The organism is Bacteroides sp. 2_2_4 (genome assembly GCF_000157055.1).
In the GTDB taxonomy this organism is placed as follows: Bacteria; Bacteroidota; Bacteroidia; order Bacteroidales; family Bacteroidaceae; genus Bacteroides; species Bacteroides ovatus.
The window spans coordinates 192437-215462 of record NZ_EQ973365.1; the positions used below are offsets into that span (position 1 = coordinate 192437).

Annotated in this window: 14 protein-coding genes; 4 read left to right on the forward strand and 10 right to left on the reverse strand. The window is 42.5% G+C overall.

Annotated elements, in window-relative coordinates; genetic code table 11:
* From BSCG_RS0127810 to BSCG_RS06565, 4 genes are all read left to right on the forward strand, one after another.
* Positions 1-2900: SusC/RagA family TonB-linked outer membrane protein (locus BSCG_RS0127810; RefSeq protein WP_139016508.1), on the forward strand; the 2900-nt coding region annotated here is incomplete at its 5' end.
* A gap of 20 nt (positions 2901-2920) precedes the next feature.
* Complete coding sequence (locus tag BSCG_RS06575) at positions 2921-4555, forward strand: RagB/SusD family nutrient uptake outer membrane protein (RefSeq protein WP_008776875.1); 1635 nt, start codon at positions 2921-2923, stop codon at positions 4553-4555.
* Between the two features lie 27 nt (positions 4556-4582).
* Positions 4583-6250, forward strand: a complete 1668-nt coding sequence (locus BSCG_RS06570) for a BACON domain-containing protein (RefSeq protein ID WP_008776876.1) — start codon at positions 4583-4585, stop codon at positions 6248-6250.
* A 12-nt stretch (positions 6251-6262) separates the two neighbouring features.
* Entirely contained in the window at positions 6263-7282 is a 1020-nt protein-coding gene (locus BSCG_RS06565; RefSeq protein ID WP_175285333.1) for a glycosyl hydrolase family 18 protein, read from the forward strand.
* 280 nt (positions 7283-7562) lie between these two features.
* Here BSCG_RS06565 and BSCG_RS06560 read toward each other — a convergent pair whose 3' ends face one another.
* From BSCG_RS06560 to BSCG_RS30785, 10 genes are all read right to left on the reverse strand, one after another.
* The gene (locus BSCG_RS06560; protein ID WP_008776878.1) at positions 7563-8912 is read right to left on the reverse strand and encodes an ammonium transporter; all 1350 of its coding nucleotides are present in this window, start codon (positions 8910-8912) and stop codon (positions 7563-7565) included.
* Positions 8913-9301: 389 nt separating this feature from the next.
* Complete coding sequence (locus tag BSCG_RS06555) at positions 9302-11251, reverse strand: glycoside hydrolase family 97 protein (RefSeq protein WP_008776879.1); 1950 nt, start codon at positions 11249-11251, stop codon at positions 9302-9304.
* A gap of 2 nt (positions 11252-11253) precedes the next feature.
* Positions 11254-12258 carry a GRP family sugar transporter gene (locus tag BSCG_RS06550; protein WP_008776880.1) on the reverse strand — a complete coding sequence of 335 codons (1005 nt, stop codon included), beginning with the start codon at positions 12256-12258 and terminating at the stop codon, positions 11254-11256.
* A 10-nt stretch (positions 12259-12268) separates the two neighbouring features.
* Positions 12269-14824, reverse strand: a complete 2556-nt coding sequence (locus BSCG_RS30580; RefSeq protein ID WP_083793673.1) for a nucleoside hydrolase — start codon at positions 14822-14824, stop codon at positions 12269-12271.
* 12 nt (positions 14825-14836) lie between these two features.
* Positions 14837-16459, reverse strand: a complete 1623-nt coding sequence (locus BSCG_RS06540) for a DUF4832 domain-containing protein (RefSeq protein WP_008776882.1) — start codon at positions 16457-16459, stop codon at positions 14837-14839.
* 17 nt (positions 16460-16476) lie between these two features.
* A complete protein-coding gene (locus BSCG_RS06535) occupies positions 16477-17892 on the reverse strand; it encodes a RagB/SusD family nutrient uptake outer membrane protein (protein WP_032849682.1) in 1416 nt (471 codons plus the stop codon).
* A 13-nt stretch (positions 17893-17905) separates the two neighbouring features.
* Positions 17906-20851: a SusC/RagA family TonB-linked outer membrane protein gene (locus tag BSCG_RS06530; protein WP_008776884.1), complete on the reverse strand. Its 2946-nt coding sequence runs from the start codon at positions 20849-20851 to the stop codon at positions 17906-17908.
* A gap of 25 nt (positions 20852-20876) precedes the next feature.
* Positions 20877-22052, reverse strand: a complete 1176-nt coding sequence (locus BSCG_RS06525; RefSeq protein ID WP_008776885.1) for a DUF1566 domain-containing protein — start codon at positions 22050-22052, stop codon at positions 20877-20879.
* 12 nt (positions 22053-22064) lie between these two features.
* On the reverse strand, positions 22065-22523 hold the full coding sequence (locus BSCG_RS30780; RefSeq protein WP_256379266.1) for a PfkB family carbohydrate kinase: 459 nt from the start codon (positions 22521-22523) through the stop codon (positions 22065-22067).
* 8 nt (positions 22524-22531) lie between these two features.
* Positions 22532-23002, reverse strand: coding sequence for a PfkB family carbohydrate kinase (locus tag BSCG_RS30785; RefSeq protein ID WP_008776886.1), 471 nt, complete (start codon positions 23000-23002; stop codon positions 22532-22534).
* Between the last annotated feature and the right edge of the window lie 24 nt (positions 23003-23026).

A 23026-nucleotide genomic window follows, 5' to 3' on the forward strand; every position in this document is an offset into this window, starting at 1 on the left:
CTACTTATGCACAGGTTGCAAAGCAGTATTCGGGTACTGTTATGGATGCCGACAGCAATGAACCTATCATCGGTGTCAACGTAACTCTTAAAGATGCACAAACTGGTACCGTAACGGATATTTCCGGAAAGTTCTCGATTAGTGCTCCTGTTGGGTCTACACTATTGTTTTCTTATATCGGATACGTGACTAAAGAGGTTAAACTGGGAACGAATACCAGTTTGAAGATTACAATGCAGGAGGATCAGAACCAATTGAGTGAAGTAGTGGTCATCGGATATGGTGTAGTGAAAAAATCAGATATAACAGGTGCTGTGGCTTCTGTTTCTTCCAAACAATTTAAGGATCAGCCGGTAAAGCGGGTGGAAGATATTCTGCAAGGACGTACTGCAGGTGTGGCAGTGACGAGCGTAAATGGTTTACCGGGTGGTACAGTTAAAGTTCGTGTTCGTGGTACCACTTCTCTTAATACCAGCAATGACCCCCTGTATGTCATCGATGGTATTATGTCTGGTGGACTGGATGTAAATCCAGCTGACATTCAATCTATTGAAGTTCTGAAAGATGCTTCGGCAACAGCTATTTATGGCTCACGCGGCGCTAATGGTGTGGTGTTGGTAACTACTAAAAAAGGGGTGGAAGGTAAAGTACAGATTTATGCAGATGTGGCTATAGGCGTATCGAACATCCTTAAAAAATATGACTTACTGAATGCTTATGAATATGCGACTGCATTAAAGGAGTATAATGGTATCTCATTTGCAGATGATGAGATGGAAGCCTATAAGAATGGTTCCAAGGGTATTGACTGGCAGAATTTGATGTTGCAGACCGGTATTAGTCAGGACTATAAATTAGGTATTTCGGGTGGAACGGCTAAAAATAAGTATCTTATTTCAGCCAATGTACTGAATATGACAGCCATGACCATCACGACCAAGTATCAACGTGCACAGTTACGGATAAATTTGGATAATGAACTCACCAAGTGGTTGACACTTTCTACCAAAATTAATGCTTCACGTACTCACAGTCATAATGGGGGTATTGACATTATGAACTTCCTGAACTATTCTCCTACAATGGAAATGAAAGATCCGGTAACGGGCGTTTATAATATGGACCCTTATAATTCAGTAAACGGAAACCCTTATGGTGCACGTGTCGCAAATTATGGTGACTCATACGTGTATGCTTTGAATACTAATATGGATTTGACTTTCAAAATAATGAAAGGGTTGACATTGTCTGTACAGGGTGCTGCTAATTACTCTCATGTTCCGAGTTACTCTTTCACCTCGTCGTTAGCAAAACCCGGACAAATTAGTGGTATGGAAAATGCGAGCAGGATGAATCTATTCTGGCAGAATACCAATAATGTGACTTATAACACAAGTTTCGGCGATCATCATCTGACTGCAACAGCTGTATTTGAAGCAAGTGGTGCCGAAGGCAGAAATCTAAAATTGACCGGAAGTGATTTAGCCAATGAGTTTGTTGGTTATTGGAATGCAAAAAATGCAAAGACACGCGATGGAGAGAATGGCTATTCCGCAGAAGCTATTGTATCCGGGCTTGGTCGAATTATGTACAATTACAAAGGGAAGTATATGCTGACAGGTACTTTCCGTGCCGATGGTTCATCTAAGTTTCAGAAGAAGAATAAATGGGGATATTTTCCGTCAGTAGCTGTTGCTTGGGATGTTGCCAAAGAAAACTTTATGAGCAAACAAAACATTGTCCAGCAATTGAAACTAAGAGCCAGTTTTGGTGTTGTTGGTAATCAAAGTATCGGTGCTTACACAACATTGGGTATGTTGGCTCCTACAAATTATGACGGTTATGGTAGCGATGCAATCCATACCGGTTATTGGACTGGAAATCTCGCTACACCGGATGTAACTTGGGAAAGCACCTATCAGTATAACATAGGTTTGGACGCCAGTGTTTTAGACGGTCGCTTGAGTTTTACTGCCGAATGGTTCCGAAAGGATACTAAGGACCTGTTGCTTCGCAAACCTGCTCCTCAGTATAACGGAGGTGGCTCTTTCTGGGTCAACCAAGGTGAAGTTAGAAACTCTGGTGTTGAATTCACCATTACAGCTACTCCTTTGACAGATAAAGATATATTTGGTTGGGAAACATCGCTGAATGCATCTTATTTAAAGAATAAGATAATCGATCTGGCAGGTAGTGATTTTATCGTTGGGGAGAATTATACAAGTATTGGCGGTGGTCCCATTCAAATTAAAAAAGTAGGGTATCCGATTGGTTCTTTCTATCTTTATGAATGGGCAAACTTTAATGACCAGGGCGCCAACTTGTATAAACATCAATCTAATGGAAGTTTGACAACCAATCCGGGTGCTGACGATTTGGTTACTAAAGGGCAGGCCGAGCCTAATTGGACTTTCGGATGGAATAATACATTTACTTGGAAAAATTGGACGCTCAATCTCTTTATCAATGCTGCATTAGGACAAGATAGACTGAATGTAAGCCGCTATGCGATGGGATCTATGACAGGTGTATATCGTTTCATCTCTTTATCTGATGCTTATTACAAAAGTTGGGATAAAGTAGCCAATAAAGCAGATGCTGTGTATGCAAGTCATAAAAATTCAGATAATAGAAACTATCCTGATTCCGATTTCTGGCTTGAAGATGCATCATTTGTGAAACTGAAAAATATAAGCCTTACGTATAATATTCCTAAGAAGATAACGAAAGTAGCCGATATTCAACTGTCGGTCAGTGCTCAAAACCTGTTTACATTAACGAAATACACAGGTATGGACCCAGAAGTGTACAGTGAATCCGATTATGGCTTTAATGGTGTGGATATGGGATCTTATCCTGTTCCAAGAACATTCACTTTTGGTATGAAACTTAACTTTTAATCTTTTAACTATACATGGATATGAAAACAATATATAGAATATTCAAATCTGTCGGACTAGCATTGATAGCACTTTGGATGGTGTCTTGCCAGGATTTACTGACAGAAGATCCTAAAGGGCAGTTGGCGGTAACTAATTTCTTCAATTCAAAAGGTGATCTGGACTTGGCTCTGAATGGAATGTATTCCAAAGTTGCGAGTGATATGTATGCAAATATTTGGGCAGGTTTCGAATCAGTGATGGGTGATGATATTTCTACACACCCTGCAGCTAATAAACAGGGGTTGCGTGAGGTAGATACTTATAATGTTTCGGACAATAACACTTGGGTGACTGAATTGTGGGGTGCTCGTTGGAGATTGGTAAAAGCTGCTAATTTCATTATAGATAATGCCGGACGAACTCCGGAGGTGAGCCAGGAAGAGAAAGATGCAGCCATTGGACAAGCTTATTATTGGCGTGCCTATTCTTATTTTTACTTTGTAATGGCTTGGGGAGAGGTACCTATGGTTGTGAAAGATGAAATCAATTATAACATGCCATTGGCAACCGTTCCTGAAATTTACGAGCTGATTGTATCTGATCTGAAAAAGGCAGAAACAATGGTCCCTGCTAATTATACTAAAGAACCCTACGCAAGAAATGGGGTAAACATTGCTGTTAGTCAAGGAGCTGTAAAAGCAACATTGGCTTATGTGTATATGGCAATGGCGGGATGGCCGTTGAACAAAGGAACAGAATATTATCAACTGGCCGCTGCAAAGGCAAAAGAAGTAATCGATGCTGCGAAGAAAGGTACTTACTACTACAAGCTATTACCTGATTACAAGCAAGTATATTCGATGGAGTATAATAAGAATAATCCTGAAGTGTTGCTTGGTGTTTACTATAATTTGGGAATAGATGCACTTACCAATGCTCCTTTAGCCGATTTCCTGGCAGACTATGCTTATGGTGGCGGTGGATGGGGAGATACGAACGGAGAAATTAAATTCTGGTATGATTTCCCGAAAGGCTCACGCAAAGATGCGTCTTATTTTCCGAAAATTATATTGAAGAATGAAACACAGTTACGTGATTGGTGGGAAGATCCTAATCCGGAAGCGCCGCGTGTGGTTGTTGCTCCCTGTTTCATGAAGAAAGTAGAAACGACCACTGGAGAAGAATTCGACTATACGAATCCGAAAATTTCGATGAATCAGAATGGAGAAAAGACGCATCAGATTATTCGCTTGGCAGAAGTATATTGCTGGTATGCCGAAGCCGTAGGTCGTTCAAAAACAGGTAGTATCACGGAAGCTGTCAACTTATTGAATGAGGTACGTAATCGTGCTAATGGATCTGTTGTTGCAGACCGGGATATCTATAAGACAACCATGTCGTATGACGAGTTGGCGGAAGCTGCCTATAACGAACATGGCTGGGAAATAGCCGGATATTATTGGGGTAACATTGCTACCAGGGCGAGAGACATGTTCCGCATGAACCGCATTAAAGATCATTTCGAATACAGAAAACTGAATCCAGAGATTGAAGTTGCTCCGGGAGTATTCAGAAAAGAAGCGGTACCTGTATCCGGTACGTGGAATGACAGTAAGATGTATCTTCCCCGTCCTTTTGTGGACTCGTCCATTAATCCGAATTTGAAGAACTGAATGAAACCAATGTAAACAACAATCATTATGAAACTAAGATATTTGTATTTAGCAATAGGTGTATTATGTAACACCTCTCTGGTATCATGTGGCGATAGCTTCAAAGAGAAGGTAGAGGTAGTCCCATGCGGAGTCTCCGCTGATGCTTTGACATTCGAGGTCGCTCCGACTGAAATGCAGACTGTAAACATTACGTCGGAGGCTAACTGGAAAGTGGCAGTAGATCAGGGCGGTGGTAATTGGCTTACTGTATCTCCTTTGGAAGGAACTGGTAACGGAACGATTACTCTTTCTGCAGATAAGAATAACGGTCCCAAACGTGGTGCAACCCTGACCATTGCGGCGAAAGGTGCTGAACTGCGGACCATTACAATTATTCAGGATGGTTATAAGGGCACTATTTATAATTATGGCGACTTTACCGGGTTGCAAAAGACGGGACTTGTGGCAGGGATAAATCCGATTACTATCGTAGACAATGATGAATGCGAAGACGGGAAAGCACTAAGAATATATACACGGCCGGGTGAGGAATATTCAGGTACGAACGGTGACCGTTTTAAAGTACAAACCACAACACAGTTTGGTTCCGGTCGTTATGAATGGAGAGTGTATGTGCCCAAATTTGGGATGAATGACCGGGCTAGTATCGGAGCATTTGTCTATTTCGACGACACTCATGAACTGGATTTTGAAATTTGTTCCGGTACGTCTGCGGCCCGTAGTCAACATAATGCGGGACCTGACGATATGTTATGTCTGGTTTCCAGTCAGGCAAATCCTTTCTTCTCCGAATATACACCTATCAAAGGCGATGCCTGGCATACATTTGTTTTAGATTTGAAGTTGGAAAATAAGAAATACCTGGCCGAATGGCTGGTCGATGGCAAGACGCTGAAAAGAGCTCAACTGAATTTTGGTGAAGAGGCTTATTTCCGTGCCATATCCAGTGTTGAGAATCTTATCGGTATGGGCGACCATGCGGCTACTCAAGAGAATTATGCTTTATTTGATTATTTTGAATACGTTCCTTACGAATATTCAATGAAGCCTATTATCGAAGGCCAGTTACCTCCTGAACCGGAAGGAACGACGACACGATGGGATTTTGACGAAGAAGGAGTTATACCTGCCGGATGGACAAATGCCGGAGGAAGCGTATCGGGTGGTTTCTTGAATCTGCCGAACGGTACTAATTTGACTTACGGAGAAGCTGTTGGAGCCGGAAAATATACTTGGGAGATAGATGTACCTGGTATAGGTGTAGGTGAGAAATGGTTGGCGGGAGGTAATATAGCCGCAACGAACGCTGAAGAAAGGTCATTCTCTATGTTTGTTTTCCCTGGCACGGAAAACGATCGTGCTGCTTGTACAATTCCTCCTGTTCCGGGTCAGATGCTGGTACGTTGCTATACAGAATCAATGGGAGTTTACGGTGTTCCTATTGATCCGGGTAAGCACACTTTGACTATCGATCTCCGACTTAATACAGATGGCGCATATTGGGCGGCATGGATCATAGATGGAGAGGTTGTGAAGACATTTACTACCTGGTATACACCCGAGGCGTTCCAATTTGGTTATTCATTTATAACCTTTGCCAATGGTGGTGGATGGCAGGGAGATAAAGAGACCCAGGGTATATATACTGCCAAATATGACTATTTTGAGTATAAGAAGTATGTATATGAGTAATTCCGGTAAATAATGAGGTATTCAGAAATTATCAGAACTGTTGCATATTGTGCAATATGGGTAGTGGTAAGTGTTTCCTGCAAGCAGGAAACACCTACTGCCACCGGGAAAAAAGTGTTTTCTTGGTTTGTCTATAAAGACGGGAACTCTTTTAAGGATATAGAGCCTGTAAAAGAAATCATTAATTCCATCAGTGTTTTCGGAAATCCCCCGAAATCTTTTATTGACGAGTGTCACCGGAATCATATCGAAGTCTATCAGGCTGTAGGTGGAAGTGAAGAGAATATAAGCACGCCCGAGAAAATAAAAACACTTGTTGATGGGTATGTGGATGTGTGTAACGCCAACGGATATGACGGCATAGATTGGGATTTCGAGCATTTGAGTCCCGATGTTCAAGATACGTATACCGGATTTTTGGAACTCGCTTCACAGAAACTCCACGCTGCCGGGAAGAAGCTAAGTCATTGTGTCGGGTTTTATCCGGCTTTGTATCAGGATGAAACGACAAAAATGTTTCATGACCCGGAGGTGTTGGCGAGAACTTGTGATTTAGTCAGGGTGATGTGTTATGATATGTATTTCGCACCGGGAATAGGCAAAGCCGAACTCAAACATCGGGATGATTGTATGGGTATGGGACCTACTTCTGATTATTCGTGGACAAAAGAGGCTATGTCTTTCTGGATCAAACACATTCCCAAAGATAAACTGGTGATGGCTTTACCGGCTTATGCGAATGATTACGCAGTGACTGGACATACGAAGGGTAGACAAATTTACCAATCTGTGCCCGATAGTGTGAGTGGGGTTTTACCTTCTCCTACCTGGTTGTGTTATGAAAAGGTAAATATATACCTGTATGATGCAACTGATGGGAACCGACATCTGTTTTATGCAAGCGATGCCAGGAGTACGGAAGCTTTACTCGAACTCGCTGATGAGCTTGGAATATCTCAAATCGGTTTCTGGCATTTCAGTAGTGTCGATCCGCCAATGTGGAGTGTTACTGACAAATGGAAAAATAAATGAGAAATGAATAAGTTCAACAGATGATACAAATGTCTGATAATCGATTATAATATTGATTTAGCGAAAAATATCGACCTTAGAAATGATGATATAGCCTTTTCTATCCCCCGCTTTTAAAAGAGGCTATCCCAGTAATAAAGGAGCTGTCTGACAAGTCCTGATTATTGAAAATCACCCACGCTATAACTATCTGTAGCGTGGGTGAAATTGTTAATAAGGGACTTGTCAGACAGCTCCTTTTCCTGTTTTTTCCTACAAAATCAGAACCTGCAAAACCGGATTAATATTTCTTTTCTTTATCACTTACAGTCTGATATTCGGCCAATTCCCGTTCTCCGAAATCTGCAAAGTTGTAAGACTCGTCATGCTGACTAAGGTCGAGACCGATAGCCTCGCTTTTAGCTGATACGCGCATTGGAATCATTTTGTTAGTTATCCAGTAAAGTATGTAGCTGACAATAAAGCTGTATGCACATACGATAACTACTGCCAATATATGAATCAGGAATACTTTAACGTCTCCGGCTAGCAGTCCATGCACAAAGACGCCCGTAAGTATCGTTCCGAAGATACCGCCTACTCCGTGAGTAGGGAATACATCCAATGCATCATCCACATTCGTATGGTTTTTCCAGTGGACGGCGATGTTGCAGACCATTGTTGTCGTCAATGCGATAAAAATACTCTCTCCGACAGTGACATATCCCGCAGAAGGAGTAATGGCTACAAGACCCACCACAGCACCGATAGCGGCTCCCATTGCCGACGGTTTACGTCCGCGGAGACAATCGAAGAATATCCATACCAGCATGGCGGTAGCTGAAGCCGTATTTGTATTCAGGAAAGCTTTGATAGCAACTCCGTCTGCTGCCAATGAAGAGCCTGCATTGAATCCGAACCAGCCTAGCCAAAGCATGGATGCTCCTAATATCACGTATGGAATATTTGCAGGTGTATGTGTCTGTTCCCTTCTGTTGCCGAGGAAGATGGCACCTGCTAAAGCTGCTACCCCGGAGGAAGCATGCACAACGATACCACCGGCAAAATCGATAACTCCCATCTGGCGAAGGAATCCGTCAGGATGCCAGGTCCAGTGTGCAAGCGGGCAATATACAAAGATACAGAACAAAATCATGAACACCATATATCCGGAAAAACGGACGCGTTCTGCAAAAGATCCTGTGATAAGGGAAGGGGTGATAATGGCAAATTTCATTTGAAATAGTGCATAGAGCGCCAAAGGAATGGTTGGTGCCAGGAATTCATTTACTTTAGCTCCTACATTATTGAACATGAAAAAGGTAGCAGGGTTTCCTACAAATCCGCCTATATCATCACCAAAAGCAAGGCTGAATCCGAATACCACCCAAATAACGCTGATAATACCCATTGCAATAAAACTCTGAAGAATAGTAGAAATTACGTTTTTCTTTCCAACCATACCTCCATAAAAAAAGGAAAGTCCCGGAGTCATCATTAACACGAAAATGGTTGCGGTAATCATCCAGGCCACGTTGGCTGTATTCATCTTTTCATCAGGTTCCCATACTCCGGCAGTTTCGGGGGTAAAAACGCCGATTAAACTAATGATGACCATTAATGTCATCATGATAATCCATCTTTTCTTCATACGATTCTTTTATAGCTTAGTAATGACTATTGGTTTCAAAAAGATTTATTTTTGGTAGTAAACGTATCTTTTTGAATTTTGAGTGCAAAGATATGAAATATATTGAAATAATATATCTTTGTTTTAAAACATTTTGTTTGTAGATTGGTGGATGATGTGTTATAATGATCGTAAAAAGTGCGAATATATAGAAAGAAGAAGAGGATACTTGAGTGGGCTATAAACTATTTAATTACCTTTGAAGTAAAGTAGGTAGAAGATGCATTAGATGAAATTGCAGAAAATTAATGGCTTTGTTGTTATATCTACAATATAAATTGACCGATGGTCAAAAGCCATCGGTCGATATTGATAGAACTTCGTATCATCTTTTGAGTAACTCCAAAATGCTACTTTTCTATATGAATAATACCTATATATCCTCCTCCTCTGCTCATATCTATGAGAAGCTTTTTATCGTTTTCAATGATTTGGTCCTTTACTTGTGAGTCTTTAGCCTGATGAACTGCGTTTATGCCGTCCATGTGTGCTTTTATTTTTTTCGGTCTATTTCCTATGAAGGATAAGTCAATCTCAATATGCCTTGGAGTAGCTCCGTTAATGACACCGATATACCATGTATTGTTATGTCGGCGTGCAATAGCTATATATTCACCTACTTCTCCTCCCAAAGGGACTGTCTCATCCCAAGTGGTAGGTGTATTTTTGATAAATTCGAAGCTTTGAATATTTTCATCATATTTAGTTGGGCTATCTGAAATCATTTGTAACGGGCTTTCGTAGACTACGTACATTGCTAATTGATGACTACGCGTTCCTTGACTCATAGGTTCATGCTGATTTTCATAGAAGGTTTCCGGATGTGCATTAAGCATAGCTCCAGGAGTATAATCCATTGGACCTGCCCACATACGCAGATAAGGTATGATGACATCATGTGTAACCGTGGCTCTTTTGCTCCATTTATTATACTCCAGTCCTATCACGCCTTCGCGTGTCATCAGGTTCGGGTATTTGCGCCTCATGCCTTCGTTGGGGTAAGAACCGTGAAAGTCTACTAATAATTTGTATTGAGTGGCTTTAGCTGCTACTTGTTCGTAGAAGTTAACCATCTTGGCATCATTGCGATCCATAAAATCTATTTTAACTCCTTTCACTCCCCATTTGTAGAATTGTGCAAAAGCCTCATCCATTTGTCGCATGATGTTCACCCATTTCGACCATAATTGGATACCTACTCCTTTTTCTGTTGCATATTCACAGATGCGCGGAATGTCAACATCGGGATTGAGGGTTAACAGATCGTTACGTGCTGACCAGCCTTCGTCAATCAGGACATATTCGATGTGATGTTTGGCTGCATAGTCTACCAGATATAGATATGTATCGGTGTTAATGCCGCTTTTGAAATTTATATGATAGATATTACGGTCATTCCACCAGTCCCATAATACTTTACCGGGCTTAACCCAAGTATAGTCGTCGGTTTGCTCCTTCTCTTCGGAGAGTAAATATATAAGCTCGCTTTGTAATATGGAAGAGGCATTGTCGAAGATACCGGTCACCCGCCACGGAAAGACCCGTTTCCCGCAGTTGGGAATAAGATAGTCTTTGCGTGTGGAGACGTAAATTTTATTATCTCCTTCGTATGGCACTTCCTTATCCGGATAATTGGCAAAAATGCCATGGAAGGATTCTTGGCTGGGTTGTAAGTACATTCCCGGATAATTATAGAGATTGGCCTCTGCTAATAATACTTTGTATTTGTCTACTTCAACCATTACAGGAGCTACGGAGAAACTGTCTTTGGGTAATGCATTGATCGGCTTTACCGTATAATCCTGTTCAAACCAGTTTTGTAGTTGGTCGGTTAAAAGAGTGTACGAGGTATGATCCTGTCCGAAGCAGAAAGATACAGACTCTTTCTTTACGGGTTGTTTATTGTTCGCAGTACTTACGAAACGATAGGCCACTCCGTCATTATAGACTCTGAATTCGATCTTATAGTCTTTGTAAATAAGCTCAACCTGGTTATAATTATCCACTGTCTCTTTATATTTACGCGGTACAATAAATTCCACTTTCTCCGAAACGCTCTTGCGAGTTACCTTTCTACATTTGTCTGTTCCCCAAGTGTCGTTTCCGACTGTAAGTGAGAGCGGGCAAGTATCAAGAATCTTTGTTCCATTCCGGGATAAGCTGTAACTGACTTGGTTGTCAGTCTCGATAGTTATCACATTTTTCTTGTCCGGCGAACCGGCCTCAATTATTTTGGCAACGGTTATCGAAGGATAACAAAAGGCTGCCGTCAGTAGAAAAAGAATATAGTTTATCTTCATAATTAGTTTCCTCCGGATAAAACGATGAATGATAATCCTGTGATGAACAGGATAAACATGACTCCTAAAAGCCTGTCGGTTGATTTGGAACTACCGGTGAACTCTTTCCAGATAAATACACCCCATAAGGCGGCAATCATAGGTGCTCCCTGACCGAGAGCGTAGGAGATGGCAGCTCCCGCTTTTCCTGCGGCTATATAACTCAAAGCAGTTCCCAATCCCCATATACATCCTCCGAGAATACCTACCAGATGTGTGCCCGCTTTTCCCGTAAAATATTCTTTATAGCTTACCGGAGTTCCTACAAACGGACGTTTCATAACAACTGTATTGAACAGGAAGTTACTCAGGAAGATACCTATTGAGAATATAAAGAAAGCGGTGTATGGAGTAGCCATGCCCGGAGTAGGAGAGTCAAAATTGTTAAGGTCCATGGCAGCAGCCACAAAACGGTAGAAGAAAGACATAAGTATGCCGGCAATAGCCGCAAGAATAATCCCTTTCTTGCTATTATTATTCTCCTCTTTTTGTTGTCTGCCTGCCGCTATTCCATTGCAGATGATAGCGATAACAATCAAGATTACTCCTGTAAACAACCAGAACGGATCTCCTTTGGGAGTGCTGAAATAGTTGATGAACACACCTAGGACCAAGGCAAGTCCTACACCCAGCGGAAAAGCAACCGCCATTCCGGCAATGGAGACTGAAGCTGAAAGTAAGATGTTGGAAGCATTGAAAATAACTCCTCCGATCAAGGCACTGACTATGTATCTGGCATCTACTTGCCGGATATCTTCCAGAAAACCTCTACCCGAATCTCCGAAACTTCCGAGTGTGAAAACCAGAAGTAAGGCAAATAATAAGATACCGATCGTATAATCCCAGTAATAAAGCTCATAACGCCAGTTCTTGCTGGCCAGTTTCTGGGTGTTACCCCAGGAACCCCAACATATCATGGTTATGAAGCAAAAGATAATGGCTAATGTATAACTATTGACTATAAACATGACTCTTTCTTTATTGGTTTATATTCTTTTCTTCTTTTCCTGTCACTTGGCGGACAATGGCATCTAATGTTCTCTGAATATTCTCTTTTCCTTGAATCATAAGATATTGATGTTGTCCTTTGTCTGACGCATTAAATAGACTGTGTCCTGCACTGTCTATTGTAATCGTTCCCTTTGTTGACAGTTCAAAATAATCCTTCTCCGGCTCTATGGCCTGTATGACAGAGGTCAAATCCCAAGTTTGCCTGTCATAAGGCATTTTGTCATATATCTGGTAAGATACACAAAGAGGATGTTTGTAAGCGTCCGGGAAATCATTCAAGATACTCTGATGCGGATACAACAATTTGTTGCCTAGTTCCCAGCCGCTTGCAATGACCGGAGTGGGCCATTCGCTGAATACGGTTTGGGCTGCACTTATATCCTGCACTAGATTCCATTCGGGGAAATCGAACTCGTTCCCATAGAGTCCTCCCATTACGGACAACAGTTTCACTTTTTGGGCAACGAGTGATTTGCCGTCCAAAGGACTGTATTCATCGGCTTCCGAGTGTAGCAGGCGTGAAAGGTTCGTTTCCGGTCCTACGGCAATAAATACCACGGAATTATCTGGTTGCGAAGCCAGTAATTTCCGTAACAACTTATATCCTTCCGGCAGATTATCTTTTATGCTTCTTTGAGGATGCAATATCTTATTGCCTTCAATAATGGTATCCAAAGTCTGGCGGAGATAACCTCCGTCTTCGGGAGTAGCTCCGTTGTATGCATATCCCAATGGAATGTCTCCCCTCTCGTTGAGGCGGCAATATCCGTCAATATATTCAATTGAATAAGGATTGGACTTGCTGATTGTGATACCTAGCAGATCTATTTTTCCGGCTTTCTCATAGTTGAATAGCATTTGCATCGCCAGCACGTCGTCAATGTCATTGCCAACATCCGTGTCGAATATCACGGGAACGGGTTGTTTCAATTGATATTTTAAAGACTTGTCACTTTGAATGTCAAAGAATAAATCCGGATTCAGACGGGTATCGGCAACTGATTCGTCAATACCGATATAGCCCATTGGATGATAACCGCCTTCGAAATAATTCTCATTGGCAAATCGGAGCGAAGGTTGCATACCGGCCGGATCGAGCACCGTTAAAGCCAGGATATATTTTCCCTTGGCAATGGGGGCATCAATAGAAATATTCTTCCGGATGTGATAAGTTGCCGGAACTGTCTGGTATTTATGCTCATCTACCGACCAATTATCTCCCGGCATCCATTCGGAGATGTTTACTCCCTCCAATATTTTTCCCCACACTTTTTGATGACTTTCAGGGTCTAGTAAAGCTACTTCTACCGGCCAGTTATAATAGAATGGAGACGATCCGGTGTTGACAACTTTGAAAGAAATAGGGAATTGTGCTCCCGCTTTAATTTCTTTCGGGTAAGAGAACTCATTGATAATGAACCGGTATCCCATGGCTTTTTGCAGTATCTCTGCATTTTTCCGGAACTCCGGCTCGTTGAAGTCTGCCCAAGTGATTCCGCCTAAATGATTGCAGTGCAGGTTCCGAATCTGTTCCATGACATATTCCCGGGTATCTTTATCTGCCACCACTTCTTCAAAAGATTTGAACCGGGCCAAATCTCCCCAGTTCCAAGTGATTTCTCCTCCTATCGGCTGGGTTTTCCAACGATCACCCAGCTTCTTCATTTCCTCATAACCTCTTACAATCTCTTGGGGTTGAGACCATGAATCCCAATAAATCCCGAATTCGTAATCTTTAAACTCATAGGCATAACGGACCATTACTTTCTTGTTCTTGAATGCTTTGGCAAAGGCATCTCCCAGAATCTTTTCCATGCCCGGAATCCATGTCCGGTTAGCTACGTGTTCCGGTTCGTCGTGCGGAGCCCAGTAAGTTGAGAGATCCGGGTCATGGTGTTCTCCCCATTCTCCGATAATCCCCATTTCTACATACGCTACTCGTGGATCGTTATCCCACGCCTGTCCGAGTTTCTCTACAAGTTTTTTTACGCGTTCAGGAAAAGAAGGGTCAAAGTATCCCCCGGTAATGGGGGTATTTTTGTCTTTTTCTTCTACATAGGCGGCCACGGAGTTCGGTCTTTGTTTATAAGGACCTTTTTCCGGAGTTATTCCTTTGGGCCAGTGCCAACCGGTCAAGTCATCCGGATTAGTGGGGTCTTTAGGTTTTCCGCCATGCCAGGGTTCCAGCCATACAAGAAAAACCCGGGGAATTACTTTGACGTTTATATCTTCCACTCCTTTCCAGCGATGATTGCTGTAAGCGATAATCTTTTCTACTTCGTCATTGGCGTCGTCTTCGAGCATATTCCACTGCATATATTCTTTTGTCAGTGAACCGTAAGGGTAGGGATATTCTTCCCTAATCCGGTCGATGCCGGGAGCGAAGAATTCCCTGAATCCTTTCATCGGATTCCTGAATGCATTCGGATATTCCTGATAAGAAACCGTCACGGTTTTTTCACTGCATGCAGATATCGTTCCGAATAACATTAGGAGTAATATGTTTCTGATGTTTGATTTCATTAAGCTTGCTTATTATTGGATTTTATATTTCAGAGTTTTATCCTGTCTCATGTCATCGAAATCGTCAGTTGGGATTTCAAAATATACAGGTTCTGTATTGACACCGATATGTCCCATGGGGTGACGTCCGCCTTCAAAGTAATTTTGAATGGCAAATCTTAATGAAGGAAGCATGCCGGACGGATCTAATACGGAAATTGCGATGATATAATCTCCTGTGTCCAGTTTTTTGTCTAAAGTCAGTTCTTCCTCAATATGATTCGTTGCAGCCGGTTGAGTATAGACTTTTGCTGAATTATTCCAGTTGTCTCCCGGCATCCATTGTGATATTTTAGGAGTTTCCAATGTTTTGCTCCATACAACTTCTTGAGTCTGGGAGTTTAGTAAGGCAATTTCTACTGGCCAGTCATAATAGAAGGGTGACGATCCTGTGTTGGTTACGTCAAATGATATTTTGAACGGCTCATCCGGCTTGATACTTGTCGGGTAACTGAAATTGGACAAAAGAAAGCGGTAACCCATTGTCTTTTGTAGTAATTCTGCATTGGGTTCGAAAGTCGGGTCATTGAAATTAGCCCAAGTGATACCTCCCAAGTGGTTACAATGCAGATCGCGTATTTGCTGGATGACGAGGTCTTGCGTTTGGGCATCTGCTACTACTTCTTCAAAAGATTTGAATTTATAGAGGCTTCCCCAGTTCCAGGTTATTTCTCCGCCTATGGGCTGAGTTTTCCAGCGGTCGCCGAGCTTTTTCATTTCTTCGTAGCCACGCACCTTTTCTTCATCAATAGCCCATGAATCCCAATAGATCCCGAATTCATAATCTTTAAACTCATACGCATAGCGAACCATTACTTTCTTGTTTTTGAAGGCAGCAGTAAAGGCATCTCCCAACACCTTTTCAATGCCCGGCAGCCAGGTACGGTTCTCTACATGATTGGGTTGGTCGTGAGGAGCCCATACTGTGGTGATATCCGGGTCGTGATGTTCCCCGAATTCGCCGATAATTCCCATTTCTACATATGCTACTCTAGGGTCATTGTCCCATGCTTGTCCGGCTTTCTCTACCAGTTTTTTCACTCTTTCCTGAAAAGTAGGGTGGCAATAGCCCCCAATAATAGGGGCGTTAAGATCGTCTTCATCGTACGTCTCTCCCGGAATGTCGCTTGGCCAATGCCAACCGTTCAGGTCGTCCGGGTTGTCTGTATGAGTGTTCTTGGCATATCCTCCGTGCCAAGGTTCCATCCATACGATATAGATACGTGGGATAACCTTGACATTGATATCTTCTACTCCCTGCCACCTGTGGTTACTGTAAGCTATAATCTTGTCGACACCGTCGCTTTCATTGTCCTCCAGCATATTCCATTGCATATATTCTTTAATGATAGAGCCGTAAGGATACGGATATTCGTCTCTTACCTTGTCATAGCCCGGGCCGAAGAATTCGCGTAAACCTTTCATCGGATTTCGTATCGCATAAAGATACTCTGCCGGATTGATTGTAACTCTTCCATCCTTTACTTCTACAGTTCCTCCTCCATCGATAGGAGGAAGTATGCCATGGTCCTCTTCTTTGCATGAATAAAAGAAGATACTCATCAATAGTCCTGTGATAAAAATAAATTTTTTCATGTGCTAAATGATTTATGTTAATATCCTTCGTTGTTTTCTGTGATAGCGTCATTGGCATCGACGGCTGCCTGTGGGATTGGGTATAGAACATGATAAGGCTGTATGGTGACTCCGGCATGGTCTTTCATATATTCGCCCAGTTTGCCGAAGCGGATTAAATCCCAGCGGCGCAGGTGTTCACAACATAATTCATGCAATCTTTCTTCCAGTACGATTTCGGCAAACTGTTCTTTATTCAGATTGTCGGCTGCTGTTATGGAAGTCAGTCCCGCTCTGCCTCGTACTTCATTCAAGGCATCATACTTATCATTACTTGTGTCATCAATGCTGTTCAGCGCTTCCGCTTTCATCAAAAGTACGTCTGCATAACGAATCATTGTAAAATTCAGATTATCATCTTCAATCACATTACCTGTTTCTGCGTCCCAGAATTTACCGGAAGAAGGAGGTGTCTGGGTGACACCTGCATATTCTGTGATGAAGAATGCCTTTTTACGTTTATCGGCGTTATCATAAGAATCATATAGATATTGTGTCGGACCGAATCCGCCCCAACCGCCAAAGTTGGTCGGGCCTCCTACATTACGAGGTCCCCAATATGAATGCTGGATGCTTCCTTCCAATCCCCACGAACCGGAATGCTTGAATTGAATTTCAAATATATTCTCATATTCCTGATTCTTGTTTTTTGGATCAAATATATCCTTTAGATTATCATACAGCTTGAATTTGCCTTCGAGCATCCGGCAGTATTTTAATGCTTCTCCCGGTTTTCCCCACTGAAGATAAATGCGTGCCAGCAGAGCTTGGGCTGCATAGGACGTAGCTCTTCCTTTATCTTGGGCATTCGGCCAGGAGGTAGGGAGCCCGAGAGCAGCTTCCATGTCCTGGGTAATCAGTGTATAAACTTCGTCAACCGTGGCACGCGGTTTCATTATCTCACTTCTATCAATGGATGATTTTGTCCATAAAGGAACCCCGCCATACATTCTCACCAGGTCAAAATAGTAGATCGCTCTTAAAAAACGGGCTTGCATAATCATGGAACTATGGAGATCTGCACTGACTGCATCCGAAGGCATATCAATAACTGCATTACAACGTTTGATACCTTCGTAACAGAGCCGGTAGTGATTGTCCAGAAATTCGTGTGAAGCGGAAAAAGTATAATAATGTAATTGGGAATAAGCCGCCCAACCCATATCAAACGGAATTACTTCATCTGTACCGAATTCAGTAAGGGTAATGGTATATTTTCCGACAAAGACTTCTTGGAGCGTGCCATAAGCGGCATAAAGAGTTTGTTGCCAGTCTTCCGGTTTTTCATAAGCATTTTCCGGTGTCAGTACACTTTGAGGTGTCAAGTCAAGAAAGTTGTCGCAACTGCATAATGTCAGGCAGCTGAAAGCTAATATTAATAAATATTTTTTCATAATGTTTCTGTTTTTAGAAGTTAAGAGAAATACCACCGATAAAGCTACGGGCGTTCGGATAAGGATTGGTATTGTCGCTGGACTCTACGTCAAATCCTGTAAATTCAGTAGCTGTGAATAGGTTCTGTACAGAGAAATAAACCCTGATATTTGAGGCTTTGATATTTCTGATGACACTTTTCGGCAAGCTATAACCAATTTCCAGATTACGAAGGCGCAGGTAATCACCTTTTTGGAGATTGGCGTCAGTACCGTCTCCGTTAGCATAAGCGCTACCAACTCGCGGGGCCGGATATTTGTTATTCGGCCGGTCCTGTCTCCAATAATATTTGTAATAGTTTTCACTCATGTTTCCCCATACATTGAAAGAGTTGAGGTAACGGTTCAGTGAATTATTGATTTTATGTCCTCCTGCAAAAGTAAAGAATGCGGTAAGGTCAATACCTTTATATGAGAATGTATTGGTAAAGCTACCGTAATATTTGGGGGTGGAAACTCCGCAGAAATCACGGTCTTCTCCGTTGATAACATAGTCTTTCTTAGAATCCAGAATCTTGCGGTCACCGGGTCGGGCATTGTATTTGGCAGCTTCGGCAGCTTCGTTCGTTTGCCAGATACCTTCGGATTTTAATAAGTAGAATTGCCCGATAGGACGTCCCACAAACAATGTTTTATTGACGTCTTGTTTGCCGTCGTAAAGTTCTTTGATCTTGTTGTTATTATAAGAAATCATGAAGGCTGTCGTCCATAAGAAGTCTTTGGTGCTGATGTTGACTGTGTTCAACGTAAATTCGATACCTTTGTTATCGATTTTACCGATATTGGTGAGTGAAGTGCCGAAACCGGATTCCAGTGGAAGGGGGACTTCCCATAGCAGGTCGGTCGTACGTTTATAATAAGCTTCAATCGTACCGGCTATCCGGTTGTTGAATAACCCGAAGTCAATACCTAAGTCTAGTTGGTTGGCTTTTTCCCAAGTCAGTTCCGGGTTCGAGATGGAAGTTTGTACAGAACCGGTTACCAGATTATTTCCTAAGACGTAATTGGCTGAAGCACTTCCGAGGGCAATTGTCGGAGCATAAGCGAAATCTCCGATATTCTGGTTGCCCAATTTTCCGGCGCTGATTCTTAACTTCAGGTTGCTGATGACCGGAGCGTTTTCTTTGATGAAACTTTCTTCAGAGGTACGCCATGCAAGAGCCAGTGACGGGAAGAATCCCCACCTGTGTCCCGGGGCAAAACGGGAAGAACCGTCGCCGCGCATGGTCAATGTTGCCAGATAGCGGTTGCTGAAATTATAATTGAATCGTCCGTAGAAAGACACCAGGGAAGAGGGAACTGCATACGAAGAGTTCGGCCCATGTTCTTCCGCTCCTTGCAAATTGTAATACTTGAGAATGGATGACAACTTTTTAGAGTCGGCGGTAACTTCTTCATAGTCAGTCCGGGAAGCTGAGAAACCAGCCATTGCAGAAAATTGATGTTCTTTGTTGATATCAAATGAATAAGTGGCAGTGTTCTCTGTTTGCCAGTATCTTTTTTTATTCGACATTACATTGGCATGGCCGCCAGCCGTATAATGTTGTCCCATACGTCCGTCCTCGTAAGTATTTACTTTGTAAAAGACAAGCTCTCCACCGTTGTCGGAACGCAATTTCAAGTTCTTTATCGGTTCTATCTCAATGTAGGCGGAACCTACGAATCTGGATTTGAGTGTGGCTTTGTCAAGCAAGTCGACAATGGCTACCGGATTTGCTTTCGTGTTGAGGAAACCATCGAAATATTCTCCGTCTTCGGTATAAATAGGAGCTGTCGGCTGTGAACTAATGGCGCTGAACATAGTTCCGTATCCCGAATCTGCTTCTTCGTTGATATTCATGAGTTTAGACTCGACGACATTGAAACGTACACCGTATCTTAACCACTTGTTTAGTTTGGCATCCATATTATATCGAACGGTCAGTTTATTGAAAGACGAGTTTTTGACCGTACCTTTCTGGTCATACCAGTCTACTCCCAGAAAGTGTTGTATATCGTTCTTTCCTCCGGAAATTGAGAAGTTATAGTTCTGGTATTGCCCGTTTTGGGTAACAGCATCCTGCCAGTCGGTCGATTCGCCACGACTTAGCAAGCGTAGTTCTTCTGATGTCCATTTGTAGTTAGGCTGGGCAATGGATACTAATTCATAATATTGCTGTGCGTTCATCAAATCTTGCTTGTTCAACATTCGTTGCGTACCGAAAGAGGCATTCAGGGAGATTTTGGCTTTTCCGCTTGTACCTTTCTTGGTAGTCACGAGTACTACACCATTAGAACCTCTTGAACCATAGATAGATGCGGAAGAAGCGTCTTTTAAAATCTCGATAGATTCAATATCACCGGATGATAAATCCTGCAAACCACCTTGTACAGGAATACCGTCGACGATATATAACGGCTCACTGCCGGCCCGGAGCGAACCTACTCCGCGAATAACGACAGAAGCATCCCCACCCGGTTTTACGGAGCCGGTAGTTACTTGCACACCGGCGGCAAGTCCTTGCAGGGCAGTTGTCACTGTTCCTACTTTGGAGTTGGTAAGATGTTCCGATTTGATAGAGGCAACAGCACCCGTCAAATCGCTCTTCTTGGCAATACCATACCCGATTGCCACTACTTCGTCCAAGTTAATGGCGTCTGCCGCCATTTGTATATTAATGATATTTTGCTTTCCTACGGTAACTGATTGTTTTACCATGCCCACGAAAGTAAACTCCAGGACATTTCCTCTTTTGGCTTTGATGCTGTAGTTTCCGTTTGCATCACTTACGGTTCCTGTTTGAGTACCTTTTATGGTTATAGATACACCTGGCAATGTTTCATTACTCGTGTCGGTAACGGTTCCTCTGATGTTGATTGTCTGTGCATGTAATACACTGACAAAAAAGATGGCTATAAATAATATAATGTGTTTTTTCATGACGCTTATTTTAAAGGATTGTTAGTTAATAGGCCCGGATAGGAAGAACACCAATTTTCCAACCGCTTTTTGAGCAGATTTCCGAAACGATATTAGTCTCTTCGTAGAAATTCACATAATAGGCAGACCAACCGGCTTCTCCGTCACCTTCGCTTGAGGTCCAGTAGTTGTTTGCCGGAATATTGACTCCTTTTTCTGCTAATAAACTTTTCACCTTGAATACTTCGATCAGCTCTTCTCTGGAAGGGAGGAACCAGTCGGCATATACGGCATTTCCTTCAGTGACACTATTGTCCAGACAAAGTTGGGCGGCAATTTTGACTCCTTGCCACTCGGGCCAGTTGTTCGCACCCTGTAATGCATTGAACTTCTTGACTATATTTTGAGTGTTTGTATAGCCGCTTCCCATACTTTGGCTCGTTCCGGCCGCATCCGACGGATTTACTTCCGGTCCGAATTGTTCTGTGCCCGTACCGATATTACTCATGTTTACGATATATCCGTGTGCCTTTGTGGCATCTACCCAGAATACAACACCTCCTCCAAGCTTGTCTCCTACATTCGTCTCGATAGTGATTGTTCCAAGATTACTTTTCCGTTCTCCTCTGACAATCATGATAGAGTTTACTCCGTATAATCCTTCCGGAAGTATAAATTCTACTCCTTCTTCATTAAGAGTTAATGGCAGATTGTATTCGACACCTGCCGGATAGAAAGAAGCATATAATACGGCAACATCCCCTGCTTCAAATCCTTTTCCCTGAATCTCGACTTTGCTCTTGGGCTGCACATTGCCCGAAGGGAGAACAATATCAGTGATAGGAACAACGAAAGGCACTTTGAAAGTTCCGTTTAAAACGGTCTGTTTCCCTGCTCTTTCAATTATTATGGTATACTCACCGCCTGCTTCCATTGGGACGATAAACTTCAGGTAACTATCTGTAACCTCGGTGACTTCTACCTTTTCTTTCTGGTTGGTAGCGTTACTTAAATAGACTATATCTTCTTTTGCAAATCCGAGTCCGTTGATTTGCGCCACCTGACCGGGGATGATGTCATTTTCCGAAGGAAATTTTATTTCCTTTAGAATGGGAGCTATAGGGGTAGCGGTGTGTTCGTCGTCGCTATCACAACTATAAAAGTTGCATACTATCAATCCCGATAAAATAGGGATGAGTAGTCGTTTCAAATAGGTTTTCATGGTTCATTAAATTTAAAAGTTGAACGATAAGGCTAATTCTTTTTCAAGCATGAAGTGCTTCACTTCATCGAGAGTGGGAATAGACGGTTGTGCACCCGAACGTGTGACTGCAATGGCGGCCGCAGTGTTAGCAAAGTTGAGTGCTTCCTGATCTATTTCTTTCTTGGCACAAACGACTGCCAATGCGCCGCAAAAAGTGTCGCCTGCGGCGATCGTGTCGATCGCATTTACTTTGCAACCGGAAAGCTGGATTGTTTCTTTAACATTTTTCATGTACACACCTTGGCTTCCCAGTGTGATTACGACATTGCTTGTACCCGCTTTCAGCAATGTTTCAGCAATTTTCTCGAGATTGTTATCTGTATACTCAATTCCTGAGATGAATGAAGCTTCCAGCTCATTGACGACTAGTATATCAATGGCTTTCATCAGCTCCTCATCAATCAGACAGGCGGGTGCGGGGTTGAACAATTACCTTTTTACCTTTTTGCTTTGCCGATAGAGCTTATTTTTTTAATTGTTTCGTAAGGAATCTCAGCCTGCATGACGATGATATCAGCTTCATCGATTACTTCTGAGAAATGGGTAATTGAACCGGGTAGTAAAGAATAGTTAGCTCCGGGAGCTACTGCAATGCAGTTCTCACCACTGTGGGCCACAAAAATAAGTGCGGTTCCTGTGGGATGATTGACATCATCAATAATGTAATCGGTGGTGATACCTTCTTTTTTAAAGTGATTTTTTAAAATATCCGCGTACATATCATTCCCCAAAGAGGTGACAAACGTCACAGAGCCGCCAAGCCTGGCTGCCGCCACAGCCTGGTTGGCTCCTTTGCCTCCGAGGGACTGCATGAAATTTGCATCTCCGACTGTTTCGCCGGGTGCCGGGAGATGGCTGACTTGTGCAACCATGTCGATGTTTGAACTTCCAATAACTACTACTTTCATTTGAATCAGATTTATGTGATAGAC